The sequence below is a fragment of the Micromonospora sp. NPDC049836 genome, from assembly GCF_044465125.1.
Classification (GTDB): Bacteria; Actinomycetota; Actinomycetes; order Mycobacteriales; family Micromonosporaceae; genus Micromonospora.
This window is the reverse complement of record NZ_JBITLH010000019.1, coordinates 78,683-91,050: the sequence shown is the minus strand read 5'-3', so window position 1 is coordinate 91,050 and position 12,368 is coordinate 78,683. Positions and strand designations below refer to the sequence as shown.

Annotated in this window: 13 protein-coding genes; 7 read left to right on the top strand and 6 right to left on the bottom strand. The window is 75.8% G+C overall.

The window, feature by feature from the left end; translation table 11 throughout:
- From ACIBPB_RS31575 to ACIBPB_RS31565, 3 genes are all read left to right on the top strand, one after another.
- A partial coding sequence (locus ACIBPB_RS31575) for a non-reducing end alpha-L-arabinofuranosidase family hydrolase (RefSeq protein ID WP_396842982.1) occupies nt 1-1,775 on the top strand: 1,775 nt, incomplete at its 5' end.
- 146 nt (nt 1,776-1,921) lie between these two features.
- Nucleotides 1,922-2,452 (top strand): DUF488 family protein, encoded by a 531-nt coding sequence (locus ACIBPB_RS31570; RefSeq protein ID WP_396842981.1) that lies wholly within the window; start codon nt 1,922-1,924, stop codon nt 2,450-2,452.
- 105 nt (nt 2,453-2,557) lie between these two features.
- Entirely contained in the window at nt 2,558-3,082 is a 525-nt protein-coding gene (locus ACIBPB_RS31565; protein ID WP_396842980.1) for a GNAT family N-acetyltransferase, read from the top strand.
- A 1-nt stretch (nt 3,083) separates the two neighbouring features.
- Here ACIBPB_RS31565 and ACIBPB_RS31560 read toward each other — a convergent pair whose 3' ends face one another.
- Genes ACIBPB_RS31560 through bioB form a run of 3 tightly spaced genes read right to left on the bottom strand, consistent with a single transcriptional unit; the run spans nt 3,084 to nt 4,824 of the window.
- A complete protein-coding gene (locus tag ACIBPB_RS31560; RefSeq protein ID WP_046562724.1) occupies nt 3,084-3,590 on the bottom strand; it encodes a GNAT family N-acetyltransferase in 507 nt (168 codons plus the stop codon).
- Nucleotides 3,591-3,593: 3 nt separating this feature from the next.
- Nucleotides 3,594-3,827, bottom strand: a complete 234-nt coding sequence (locus ACIBPB_RS31555) for a hypothetical protein (protein WP_396842979.1) — start codon at nt 3,825-3,827, stop codon at nt 3,594-3,596.
- Between the two features lies 1 nt (nt 3,828).
- Nucleotides 3,829-4,824 carry a biotin synthase BioB gene (gene bioB, locus ACIBPB_RS31550; RefSeq protein ID WP_396842978.1) on the bottom strand — a complete coding sequence of 332 codons (996 nt, stop codon included), beginning with the start codon at nt 4,822-4,824 and terminating at the stop codon, nt 3,829-3,831.
- A 170-nt stretch (nt 4,825-4,994) separates the two neighbouring features.
- Between bioB and ACIBPB_RS31545 the strand changes: the two genes are divergently transcribed.
- The 4 genes from ACIBPB_RS31545 to ACIBPB_RS31530 are packed head-to-tail and all read left to right on the top strand — an operon-like array spanning nt 4,995 to nt 9,221.
- On the top strand, nt 4,995-6,131 hold the full coding sequence (locus ACIBPB_RS31545) for an 8-amino-7-oxononanoate synthase (RefSeq protein WP_396842977.1): 1,137 nt from the start codon (nt 4,995-4,997) through the stop codon (nt 6,129-6,131).
- 20 nt (nt 6,132-6,151) lie between these two features.
- On the top strand, nt 6,152-6,856 hold the full coding sequence (gene bioD / locus ACIBPB_RS31540; RefSeq protein WP_396842989.1) for a dethiobiotin synthase: 705 nt from the start codon (nt 6,152-6,154) through the stop codon (nt 6,854-6,856).
- Nucleotides 6,857-6,909: 53 nt separating this feature from the next.
- Nucleotides 6,910-8,547 (top strand): sensor histidine kinase, encoded by a 1,638-nt coding sequence (locus tag ACIBPB_RS31535; RefSeq protein WP_396842976.1) that lies wholly within the window; start codon nt 6,910-6,912, stop codon nt 8,545-8,547.
- Nucleotides 8,544-9,221 carry a response regulator transcription factor gene (locus ACIBPB_RS31530; RefSeq protein WP_357329450.1) on the top strand — a complete coding sequence of 226 codons (678 nt, stop codon included), beginning with the start codon at nt 8,544-8,546 and terminating at the stop codon, nt 9,219-9,221. The genes ACIBPB_RS31535 and ACIBPB_RS31530 overlap by 4 nt, the downstream gene beginning before the upstream one ends.
- Nucleotides 9,222-9,238: 17 nt before the next feature.
- Here the strand turns inward: ACIBPB_RS31530 and ACIBPB_RS31525 are convergent, their stop codons facing one another.
- The 3 genes from ACIBPB_RS31525 to ACIBPB_RS31515 form a co-directional block, all read right to left on the bottom strand.
- Complete coding sequence (locus tag ACIBPB_RS31525) at nt 9,239-10,066, bottom strand: ABC transporter permease (protein ID WP_396842975.1); 828 nt, start codon at nt 10,064-10,066, stop codon at nt 9,239-9,241.
- Nucleotides 10,063-10,995, bottom strand: coding sequence for an ATP-binding cassette domain-containing protein (locus ACIBPB_RS31520; protein ID WP_396842974.1), 933 nt, complete (start codon nt 10,993-10,995; stop codon nt 10,063-10,065). Before ACIBPB_RS31520 ends, ACIBPB_RS31525 begins: the two co-directional genes overlap by 4 nt.
- 205 nt (nt 10,996-11,200) lie before the next feature.
- Nucleotides 11,201-12,364, bottom strand: coding sequence for a cytochrome P450 (locus ACIBPB_RS31515; protein ID WP_396842973.1), 1,164 nt, complete (start codon nt 12,362-12,364; stop codon nt 11,201-11,203).
- Nucleotides 12,365-12,368: the final 4 nt, after the last annotated feature.

Genomic DNA, 12,368 nt, shown 5'->3' with positions numbered 1-12,368 from the left:
GCGTCTACCGCATGATCCAGGACTTCAAGTCCCGCGGCGTACCCATCGACTGCGTCGGCCTGCAGACCCACTTCACCGGCGGCAGCTCCCTGCCCGGCAACTTCCAGACCACCCTGTCCAGCTTCGCCGCCCTCGGCGTCGACGTCGCCCTCACCGAGGCTGACGTCACCAACGCCTCCACCACCCAGTACGCCGGCCTCACCCAGGCCTGCATCAACGTGCCCCGCTGCATCGGCATCACCGTCTGGGGCGTCCGGGACAGCGACTCCTGGCGCTCCAACGAGAGCCCGCTGCTCTTCGACGGCGGCGGCAACAAGAAGGCCGCCTACAACTCCGTCCTCAACGTCCTCAACAGCGCCGGCCCCACCTCCGGCCCGACCACGAGCCCGACCTCGGGGCCGACCACCGGCCCGACGCCGGGCAACGGCACCGGCCGGATCATCGGGGTGCAGTCGAACCGGTGCATCGACGTGCCCAACGCCACGCAGACCAACGGCACCCGGGTCCAGCTCTACGACTGCCACGGGCAGTCCAACCAGCAGTGGACGTACACCGCCAGCAAGCAGCTGATGGTCTACGGCAGCAAGTGCCTGGACGCGAACGGTGCGGGCACCGCGAACGGCACCGGGATCATCATCTGGGACTGCAACGGCCAGCCGAACCAGCAGTGGAACGTCAACTCCAACGGCACCATCAGCGGCGTGCAGTCCGGGCGCTGCCTGGACGTCTGGGGCACCAACAACGGCCAGCAGATCCAGCTGTACGACTGCCACGGGCAGTCCAACCAGCAGTGGCGGACCGAGTTCAGCGGCGGCGCCACCTCCACGCCGCCGACCTCCACGCCGCCGTCCTCGCCGCCGCCCGGCGGCTGCGCGCTCCCGTCGACCTACCGGTGGTCGTCGACCGGCGCGCTGGCGAACCCGCAGAACGGCTGGGTCTCCGTCAAGGACTTCACCAACGTCGTCTACAACGGCAAGCACCTGGTCTACGCGTCGAACGTCAACAGCAGCGGCTCGTACGGCTCGATGAACTTCGGGCTCTTCACGAACTGGTCCGACATGGCCTCGGCCAGCCAGACCGGGATGAGCCAGGGCACGGTGGCACCCACGCTGCTGTACTTCGCCCCGAAGAACATCTGGGTGCTGGCGTACCAGTGGGGACCGACCTCGTTCAGCTACAAGACGTCGAGCGACCCGACCAACGCCAACGGCTGGTCCTCGGCGCAGACGCTCTCCACCGCCAGCCTCCCCGACGCCCCGTACGGGGTGATCGACCAGACCCTGATCGGCGACGACCAGAACATGTACCTGTTCTTCGCCGGGGACAACGGCAAGATCTACCGGTCGAGCATGCCGATCGGGAACTTCCCGGGCAGCTTCGGCTCGAGCTACACGACGATCATGAGCGACTCGACCAACAACCTGTTCGAGGGGGTCGAGGTCTACAAGGTGCAGGGCCAGAACCAGTACCTGATGATCGTCGAGGCGATCGGGAGCCAGGGGCGCTACTTCCGCTCCTTCACGTCCAACAGCCTGAGCGGCTCGTGGACCCCGCAGGCCGCCAGCGAGAGCAACCCCTTCGCCGGCAAGGCCAACAGCGGCGCGACGTGGACCAACGACATCAGCCACGGTGACCTGGTCCGGACCAACCCCGACCAGACCAAGACCGTCGACGCCTGCAACCTGCAGTTCCTGTACCAGGGCAAGAACCCCAGCGCGGGAGGCGACTACAACCTGCTGCCGTGGCGGCCGGGTGTGCTGACCCTGCAGCGCTAGCGCTGGCGCGACGCGGCTTGGCCCAGGCCGAACCCGTTCGCTGAGCACCGGGGCGTGCCCGGCACCACGAGGTGCCGGGCACGTCCTTTGGTGGGTTGCGCCCCCGCTGGCCGGCGGCCGGCGGCGACCCGGGGCAAGCTGGGCCGGTGGAGCGCGAGTTGCTGACCGTCGGGCACGGCGCCGCCGACCGGGACCAGCTCGGGGACCTGCTGGCCGGCGCGGGGGTCACCCTGGTCGTGGACGTGCGCCGCTACCCGGCCAGCCGGACCAACCCGGACGTCCGGCGCGAGGCCCTGGCGCAGTGGCTGCCCGAACGGGGCATCGACTACCGCTGGGAGCCGCGCCTCGGCGGCCGCCGGCACGTCCGCGCCGGCCAGCCGGAACCGGACACCTGGTGGACCGTGGCGGCCTTCCGGGCGTACGCCGCGTACACCCGCACGGCCGACTTCGACGCGGCGCTGGACGAGGTGCTGGCCGACGCCGCGCGGCGGACCACCGCGGTGATGTGCAGCGAGAGCGTCTGGTGGCGGTGCCACCGGCGGCTGATCGCCGACGTGGCCGTGCTCGGCCGCGGGGTGCCGGTGTCGCACCTCATGCCGGACGGCCGGCTCCGCCCGCACCGGCCGGCCGAGGGGGCCCGCCGCCGCCCCGACGGGCACCTGATCTGGGACGGCTGACGTTCCGGCGGCCGGCTCGCCCGGGACGGCGGACCCTCCGCCCGGGACGGCGGACCCCCCGCAATCGGCTGGCCGCGCCGTGGCCCGCGCCGCTAGCCTCACCGCATGCCGGAACTGATCACCCCGACCACCCGCCTGCACCGGTCCTGGCTGGCCGCCCGGGACGAGTGGGGGCACGGCGTCCACCAGGACGGCGCCGGGCTGCGCCCCACCGACGAGGTGGACTCGCCGGCGGGCTTCGCCGACTGGGTGGGCCGGCTGCGGGCCGGCGAGGACGAGTCGCGGCTGCCCGAGGGCATGGTGCCGGCGCGGTACTGGTGGATCGTCGAGGACGACGAGGTGCTCGGCGCGATCTCGCTGCGGCTGCGCCTCAACGACTTCCTGCGCGAGGCCGGCGGGCACATCGGCTACGGCGTCCGGCCCTCGGCCCGGCGGCGGGGCCTGGCGACCTTCGCGCTCGGCGTGGCGCTGGCCGAGGCGGGCCGGCGCGGCATCGATCCGGTCCTGGTCACCTGCGACGAGGAGAACACTGCCTCGGCGCGGACCATCGAGCGGCACGGCGGGGTGCTGGAGGACGTCCGGGACACCGAACTGGGCCGGCTGCGCCGCTACTGGATCGCCACCGGCTGACTCAGTCGGCCAGGTCCTCGGCGAGCAGGTCCATCAGGAGGCCGTCGTGCCAGCGGCCGTCGGCGCCCCGCTCGTAGCGGCGCAGGATGCCCACCGGGCGGAAACCCACCTTCGCGTACGCCCGGATCGCCGCGGTGTTCGCCGCCGCCGGGTCGATGGTGAACCGGTGGTGGCCGTACTCGTCGATCAGGTGGCGGGTCAGCGTGCGGATCGCGTCCCCGCCGAGGCCGGCGCCGCGTACCGCCGGGTCGAGGAAGATGTCCAGGCTGGCGTGGCGGTAGTCCGGGTCCGGCTCGGCGTACCACTGGATCGCGCCGACCACCCGGCCGTCGTGCTCGATGGCGTAGACGGCCAGGTCACCGTCGGCCAGGTCGGCGCGGACCGCCCCGGCCAGGTCGTCGTCGCCGCGCCACCAGCGGCGTACCTCCGGGGTGGCCCGGATCGCCGCGAGGGCCGGCACGTCGGCGTCCGTGGCCGGTCGCAGCGTCACCGCCCGCCCCCGCAGCACGCCTCAGCCCCGGATCTCGCCGTGCTCGACGCAGACCGCCGACCAGCCGGACGGCAGCACCTGCACCTTCATCCGCCGCCGGCAGTGCGCGCAGTAGCGCGGCGGCTCCCACGCCCGGGCCGCCGCGCAGGCGTCGTGCCCAGCCGTGGTGGACGCCTCGCCGCACCGGTCGCACCAGCGGGCCCCGACGTCCGTCGCGGCCGGCGCACCGGGCTCGACACACTCCGTCACCGTCACCTCACAGGGTCGCCGACAGCGCCTTCACCGGCATCTTCAGGTCGTCCAGCAGCTTCAGGTCGTCGGTCGCCGGCCGGCCCAGGGTGGTCAGGTAGTTGCCCACGATGACCGCGTTGATGCCGCCGAGCAGACCGTCCCGGGTGCCCAGGTCGCCGAGGGTCAGCTCGCGGCCGCCCGCGTACCGCAGGATGGTGCGCGGCATGGCCAGCCGGAACGCGGCGATGGCCCGCAGCGCGTCCTTGCCCTCGACCACCGGCCGGTCGGCCAGCGGGGTGCCCGGACGCGGGTTGAGGAAGTTCAGCGGCACCTCGTGCGGGTCCAGCGCGGCGAGCTGCGCGGCGAACTCGGCCCGCTGCTCGACCGTCTCGCCCAGCCCGAGGATGCCGCCGCAGCAGACCTCCATGCCGGACGCGCGGACCATCGTGAGGGTCTCCCAGCGCTCCTCCCAGGAATGGGTGGTGACCACGTTGGGGAAGTAGGAGCGGCAGGTCTCCAGGTTGTGGTTGTAGCGGTGCACGCTCATCTCGACCAGCTCGTCGACCTGCTCCTGGGTGAGCATGCCCAGCGACGCGGCGACCTGGATGTCGACCTCGGCCCGGATGGCGGCCACACCCTCGCGCAGCTGCTTCATCAGCCGGGCGTCCGGGCCGCGTACGGCGGCCACGATGCAGAACTCGGTCGCCCCGGTCGCCGCGGTCTGCTTGGCGGCCTCGACCAGCGCCGGGATGTCCAGCCAGACCGAGCGGACCGGCGAGGTGAACAGGCCGGACTGCGAGCAGAAGTGGCAGTCCTCCGGGCAGCCGCCGGTCTTCAGCGACACGATGCCCTCGACCTCGACCTCCGGGCCGCACCAGCGCATCCGCACCTCGTGGGCGAGCTGGAGGGCGGCGGGCACGTGCTCGTCGGGCAGGTTCAGCACGGCGAGCACCCCGGCCTCGTCGAGGCCGACGCCGTTCTCCAGCACCTGGGTCCGGGCCTGGTCGAGGATCTCTGGCATGGCTCGTACCCTACAAGGCCGCCCGGAGGCCCGGAAACGGCCGCGTCGGGCCGCCGCGAGCAGGCCCGGCGAGCCGTACCGCGCCACGCCGGGGTGGTCCGGGCGGGTGGTAACTTCGCCCGGCGGAGGCCCCGGGCGGGGCCCGGGTGCGCGTGGGAAGGGGCGGGACGGTGGCGGACTGGCTGGCGGCCCTGGGCCGCCGCGCCGAGCTGCGGGCGAAGGCCGGGCTGACCCGCACGCTGCGCCCGCGCGCCGCCGGCGACGCCGTGGTCGACCTGGCCGGCAACGACTACCTCGGGCTGGCCACCCACCCCGAGGTCACCGCCGCCGCCGGGCAGGCGCTGGCGGCGTACGGCCTGGGGGCCACCGGCTCGCGGCTGGTGCGCGGCTCCACGGACGCGCACCACGCCCTGGAGGCGGCCCTCGCCGACTGGCTCGGCACCGACCGGGCGCTGGTCTTCTCCTCCGGCTACCTGGCCAACCTGGCCGCGGTCCGGGGCCTGGTGCAGCCGCGGACCCTGCTGGTCTCCGACGCCCACAACCACGCTTCGCTGATCGACGGCTGCCGGATCTCCGGCGCCGAGACCGTGGTGACCCCGCACGCCGACGTCGACGCGGTCGCCGCCGCCCTGGCCGCCGCGCCCGGCCGGCCGGCCGTGGTGGTCACCGAGTCGATCTTCTCCGTCGACGGCGACCTCGCCCCCCTGGCGGCGCTGCACGCGGTGGCGCGCCGGCACGGGGCGCTGCTGCTGGTCGACGACGCGCACGCGCTCGGCGTGACCGGGCCGGGCGGGGCCGGTGGGGTGGCCGGGGCGGGCCTGGCCGGCGAGCCGGACGTGGTGGTCACCGCCACCCTCTCCAAGGCGCTCGGCGGGGCCGGTGGTGTGGTGGCCGCGCCGGCCGAGTTCGTCCGGCACCTGGTCGAGACGGGCCGGACCTTCATCTTCGACACCGCGCTGCCGCCCGCCGTGGCGGCCGGGGTGCTGGCCGCCGTCCGGCTGGCCCGGGCCGGCGACGACCTGCGCGCCGAGCTGGCCGCGCGGGCCGCCCTGGCGCTCCGCCGGCTCGGCGCGGCCGGGCTGGCGGTCTCCGCCCCGGACGCCGCCGTGGTGTCGGTGACCGCGCCCGGCCCGGAGGCGGCGACCGCCTGGGCGGCGGACTGCCGGGACCGGGGGGTAGCGGTGGGCTGCTTCCGCCCGCCCTCCACCCCGGACAGCCGTTCCCGGCTCCGCCTGACGGTCAGCGCCGGCGTGGCCCGGGCGGACTTCGAACGGGCCCTGGACGTGATCGTGGAGTGTGCGCCGTGACAGGTGGGTGGACCGGGGCGGTGCTGGTGACCGGCACCGACACCGAGGTCGGCAAGACGGTGGTGACCGCGGCGATCGCCGCCGCGGCGCAGGCCGCCGGGCTGCGGGTCGCCGTGGTCAAACCCGGCCAGACCGGTACGGCCACCGGCGAGCCCGGCGACGTCGACGCGGTGACCCGGCTGGCCGCCCCGCTCACCGGCCGGACCCTGGCCAGCTATCCGGACCCGCTCGCCCCGCTGGCCGCGGCCCGGGTCGCCGAGCTGGAGCCGCTGGAGCTGTACACGGCCGTCGACGAGATCCGGGCGGAGGCCGACAAGCACGACCTGGTGCTCGTCGAGGGGGCCGGCGGGCTGCTCGTACCGATGGGGCTGCGGCCCTCGGGCGAGCCCTGGACGGTGGCCGACCTGGCGGTGTCGCTGGGTGCCCCAGCCGTGGTGGTGGCCCGCGCCGGGCTCGGCACCTTGAACCACACCGCGCTCACCCTGGAGGCCCTGGAGCGGCGGGCGGTCCCGGCCGGGGTGGTCATCGGTGCCTGGCCGGCCGAGCCGGAGCTGGTGCACTGGCTCAACCTGTCGGAGCTGGTGCCGAACCTGCTCGGTGCGGTGCCGATGGGCGCCGGTTCGATGGACCCGGGCGTGTTCCGCCGGTCGGCCCCCGGCTGGCTCACCCCCGCCCTGTACGGGGTGCTCGACGACTGGCGGGTCTGGGCCGAGGACGCCGGCTGAGCCCTGACTTTCGTCGGTGTCCGGTGCCGACGACCGCCGGTACCGTGGCCGCCGTGCAACCCCAGCGACGAACCGGTCCGAGCGGCCGGCGGTGGGCCGGCGACCTGCTGCTCTGGGCCGCGGTCGCCACCCCGGTGGCGTACGCCGGCCTCACCCCGCCATGGCCGCGGCACGCGGTGCCGCTGCTGCTCGCCTCGCTCGCGCTGCTCGGCCTGGCGGTGGCGCTGGGCCGCCGGCTGCCCCTGGTCGCGCTGGTGGCGGTGGTGGCCGGCTCGTTGCTCGACGGCAACTTCGTCTTCGCCATCCCGGTGTTCAGCTACCTGGCCGGGCGGCGCAGCGCCGGCACCGGCCGGGTGGCGGTGGTGTTCGGGCTGATCGCGGTGGCCGGGACCGCGCTCAACCTCGGGCTGCTCGGCACCGGGCCGGCGACCTGGTTGCTGATGGCCACGGTGCTGCTCTTCGCCGGGGTGTTCCCGTGGCTGCTCGGGCGGCTGCGCCGCCAGCAGCAGGCGCTCGCCGACGCCGGGCGGCGGCACGCCGAGGTGGAGGAGCGGGAGCGGCAGGCCGCGGTGGACCGGGTACGGCTGCGCGAGCGGGCCCGGATCGCCGAGGACATGCACGATTCGCTGGGGCACGACCTGAGCCTGATCGCGCTGCGCGCCGCCGCGCTGGAGCTGGCCGCCGACCTGGCACCGGCGCACCGGGCGGCGGCCGGTGAGCTGCGGGCCAGCGTGGCCGCGGCCACCGAGCGGCTGCACGAGATCATCGGCGTGCTCCGCGAGGAGCGGCCGGGCTCCCTGCGCCCGGCCGGCGAGACCGTGGCGGAGCTGGTCGACGGGGCGCGCGAGGCCGGGCTGGCGGTCACCCTCCGGGGCGACCCGCCCGAGCAGGAGCTGCCGCCGTTGACCGTGCACGCCGTGCACCGGGTGGTCCGGGAGGCGCTGACCAACGCCGCCCGGTACGCCCCCGGAGCCCCGGTGACCGTCGTCGTCGAACGGGCCGACGGCGAGGTGGCAGTGCGCGTGCTGAACGGTCCGCCGCCGACCGGGCCGCTGCCGGGGCCGGCGTCGCACGGCTCCGGCCTGCTGGCCCTGCGCGAGCGGGTCCGGCTGGCCGGCGGCCGGTTCGACGCGGGGCCCCAGGACGGCGGTTTCGCGGTCTCCGCCCGCCTGCCGCTGGCCGGGGCCGCGACCGGAGCCGGAGCCGGGGCCGCGGCGGGGGCGGGGGCCGTGACCGGGGCGGCGGCTGCGGCTGCGGCGGGGGCCGGGGCTGCGGCGGGGACCGGCGAGTGGCCGGCCGGGGAGCCCGACGACGGTCCCGGGGGCGGCCCGGTCGTCGACGACCACCCCGGCGAGGCGGCGCGGCGGCTTCGGGACGCCCGGCGGCGGGTCCGACGCAGCCTGCTGGCCGCGTTCGCCGCCCCGGCGATCCTCGCGTCGGTGCTCGCCCTGGTCTACTACCCGCTGGCCACGGCCGGCGCGGTGCTCGACCGGACCGGGTACGAGCGGCTGCGCCTCGGCGAGCCCCGCGACGGCCTCGACCTGCCCCGGCGGCAGGCGGCCCCGCCGACCGACGACGCCCCGGCGGGCTGCGAGTACTACACCGACGGCAACTTCCCCTTCGCGGAGCCGACCTGGCGGCTCTGCTTCACCGACGGCCGGCTGGCCAGCAAGGAGCGGATCGCGCCGTGACCGACGACCACGGACAGCCCCTGCGGGTGGTGCTCGCCGACGACGAGGCGATGATCCGGGCGGGGGTGCGCGCCATCCTGGCCGCCGACCCCGCCATCGAGGTGGTCGGTGAGGCCGGCGACGGCCGGGCCGCCGTGGAACTGGTCCGCGCCCACCGGCCCCGGGTGGCGCTGCTGGACATCCGGATGCCCCGCTGGGACGGGCTGAGCGCGGCGGCCGAGATCCGGCGGCTCGTGCCGGAAACCGCCACGGTCATGCTCACCACCTTCGGCGAGGACGACCTGATCGCCCGGGCGCTCGGCCACGGGGTGAGCGGCTTCCTGCTCAAGTCGGGCGACCCGCGCGAGCTGCTGGCCGGGATCCACGCGGTGGCCGGCGGCGGGGCGTACCTGTCGCCGCGGGTGGCCCGGCGGGTGATCGAGCTGAGCGGCGGCCCGCTGGCCCGCGCGCCGTACGCCCGGGACCGGCTCGCCGGGCTGACCGACCGGGAGCGGGAGGTGCTGGCGCTGGTCGGGGCGGGACTGTCCAACGCCGAGATCGCCCGCCGGCTGCACCTGGTCGAGGGCACCGTGAAGAGCTATCTGACCAGCATCTTCACCCGGCTGGACGTGCGCAACCGGGTGCAGGCGGCGATCCTCGCGTACGAGGCGGGGCTGGTCGCGCCGAGCGGCTGACCAGCCCCGCCCGCCGCTCAGGCGTCCCGGCGGGCCAGCGCCCACCGGCCGAGCGCCAGCCCGCCGGCCGTCCAGCCGGCCAGGAGCAGCAGCCCGACCGCCGCCGGGTACGGGTCGGTGTCCCCGGCCAGGAAGTGGCCGCCGGCCACCCCGGGGAACGCGTCGGCGATCCGGGTGAGCACCGTGATCCCCGGCTCCTGCAGGGAGAGCGGCACGATCATCAGCAGCGCGAGGAGCACGGTGAGGATGAGCACCGGGCTGCGCAGCGCCGCCGCCAGGCCGAGCGCCAGCACCCCCACCAGCGCCAGGTACGCGGCCGAGGCGGCCACGTCGGCCAGGGTGCCGCCCAGCGGGGCGCGCCCCCACTCGCCGAGCACCGGCCGGGCGACCGCCGCGCCGATGCCGCCGAGCAGCAGCCCGAGCAGGAAGGTCAGCCCGCCGACCACGACGGCCTTGGCGAGCAGCACCCGGGTCCGCGACGGGGTGCAGCGCAGCGTGGTCCGGATGGTGCCGGTGGCGTACTCGCTGGTGATCGCGAAGAGGCCGAGGGCGAGGACGACGTACTGGGTCAGCTCCAGCGAACCGGTGACGATGTCGCCGACCGGCAGGATCCCCGGGTTCACCGTCGGGTCGTCGTCGGTGTTGGCGTTGACCGCGTAGATGGCGAGCTGGCCGCTGGTGGCGGCCATGGTGAGCGCCGCCGCCAGCACGGTCCACCAGGTGGACCGGACCGACCGGAGCTTGGTCCACTCGGCGGCCACCGCCCCGGCAAACGGGCCGGTGGCCGGTGCGGTGGCGGGCCGGGACGCCGGCCGGGTCGCGGTGGTGGTGGGCAGGACGGTCATCGGGGCTCGCCTCCGGTCGGGCCGGCGGCGTACTCGACGCTGTCGGCGGTGAGTTCCAGGAACGCCTCTTCCAGTGAGGCGGCCACCGGGGTCAGCTCGTGCACCCGCACCCCCAGCTCGTAGGCGAGGTCACCGACCCGGGCGGCGGTGGCGCCGGCGACGGAGAGCCCGGTGCCGTCCAGCTCGACGCTGGCGCCCTCGGCGGTCAGCCGGTCGCGGAGCGCGGCGAGGCCGGCCGGCTCCGGGCCGCGTACCCGGACCGTGCCGGTGGGGCGGCCGGCGAGCAGTTCGGCCAGCGGCGCGTCGGCGATCAGCCGGCCCCGGCCGAGCACCACCACCCGGTCGGCGGTCTGCTCCATCTCGCTCATCAGGTGGCTGGAGACCAGCACGGTGCGGCCCTCGTCGGCCAGGTCGCGGGTGAACCGGCGGATCCAGCGCACCCCGTCCGGGTCGAGCCCGTTGACCGGCTCGTCGAGCAGCAGCACCGGCGGGTCACCGAGCAGCGCACCGGCGATGCCGAGCCGCTGCCCCATGCCCAGCGACAGCGCGCGGCCCGGCTTGCCGGCGGCCCGCTCGTCCAGGCCGACCAGGTCCAGCACCTCGTCCACCCGGCGCGCGGGGATGCCGTTGCTCCGGGCCATCGCGACCAGGTGCGCCCGGGCCGGCCGGGTCGGGTGGATGCCGGTGGCGTCCAGCAGCGCGCCCACCTCGTAGAGCGGATGCCGCAACTGCCGGTACGGGCGGCCGTTGACCAGGGCCTGGCCGGCGGTGGGCCGGTCCAACCCCAGCACCATCCGCATGGTGGTGGACTTGCCGGCCCCGTTGGGGCCGAGGAAGCCGGTCACCTGCCCGGGTCGGATATCGAGGGTCAGGCCGTCGACCGCGGTCGCCGTCCCGAACCGTTTCGTCAAGCCACGAAGTGTGATCATGCGCCGACGGTAGGCAGCGGGCGGGGTGCCGCGCCGCCACCGATCGGCGCCGTCCGCACCTGACTTTCGTCAGGTTCCCGGCCCGCCCACTGCCGCGCCGGGGATCATCGCCCGCATGCCGTGCCGCTGGCGGGCGGTGGTCCGTGTGCTGCGCCGTCGGTGGGTCGGGGACCCCATGCCGGCATGCAACCCTGGGGGATCCGCGTCAGGCTCGGCGGATCACGAAGGCGTCCGGCATCCGGAAGGTCAGATTGTCCGGGCACCAGGGCGGGCGGACCACGGTCACCCCGTCGAGCAGCGGCGCGGCCTCGGCGACCACGACCGCGGCCTCCATCCGGGCCAGTTGCGCGCCGACGCAGCGGTGCGGCCCCGCCCCGAAGGCGAGGTGCCGGCGGGAGCCGCGCTGCCCCGGCACGAACCCGTCGGGCGCGGCCACCACCTCGGGGTCGCGGCCGGCCCGGGCCAGCCAGGCCACGATGCTGGTGCCGGCCGGGACGGCCGTCCCGCCGAGGCTGGTGTCCACGGCGGCGACCCGCCGCCAGGTGACGATCGGCGGCTCCAGGCGCAGCCCTTCCTCGACCACGTCGGCGACCTCGACGGCGCCGGTGCGCAGGCCGGCCCGTACCGCCGGCTCGGCGGTGAGCCGGTGCAGCAGCAGGGTGAGGAACTGCGAGGTGGTCTCCTGGCCGGCGACCAGCAGGAAGAACAGCGCGCCGACCACCACGTCGGGGGAGTGGCCGGCCGCGCGCAGCCGGGCGGCCAGGCCGCCCCCGTCGGCGGCGAACGCCCGCAGCACGGTGTGGAACCGGCCGACCTCGGCGGCGAGGGCGAGCTGCCGGGGCTCGTCGAGCGGCGCCCAGAACAGCTCCAGCGCGGCCTGGGCGAAGTCCTTCACCGCCGTGACCGGCGCGTCCGGCAGTTCGACCAGCCGGGCCAGCACCAGCAGCGGCAGGTCGGCGGCGAGGTCGGCGTACAGGTCGACCGGCGCGCCGGCGTCGAGCGCGGCGGCGAGCCGGGCCACCCGCCGCCGGACCAGGCCGGTGAGCCACGGCTGCTGGGCGGCCACCCGGTCGGGGTGCAGCGCGCCCGCGACGATGCCGCGGATCTCCGGGTGGCTGGCGGTGGCGTTGTTGGCCAGGGTCGGCGGCAACCGGAACCGGTGCCCGGCCAGGACCCGCAGCGCGGCCACCGGCAGCGGGGTGACCGCGTCGAGCGCGTTGTCCGGCCGGAACGTCGCCGGGTCGGTGAGCAGCCGGCGGACCAGGGCGTGCCGGGTCACCACCAGGTGCCGTACGCCGACGTGGTCGACGACCGTCGCCACGTCGGGCCACGCCCCGTCGACGGACTCCCCCCAGCCCCGGAACAGCACGGCG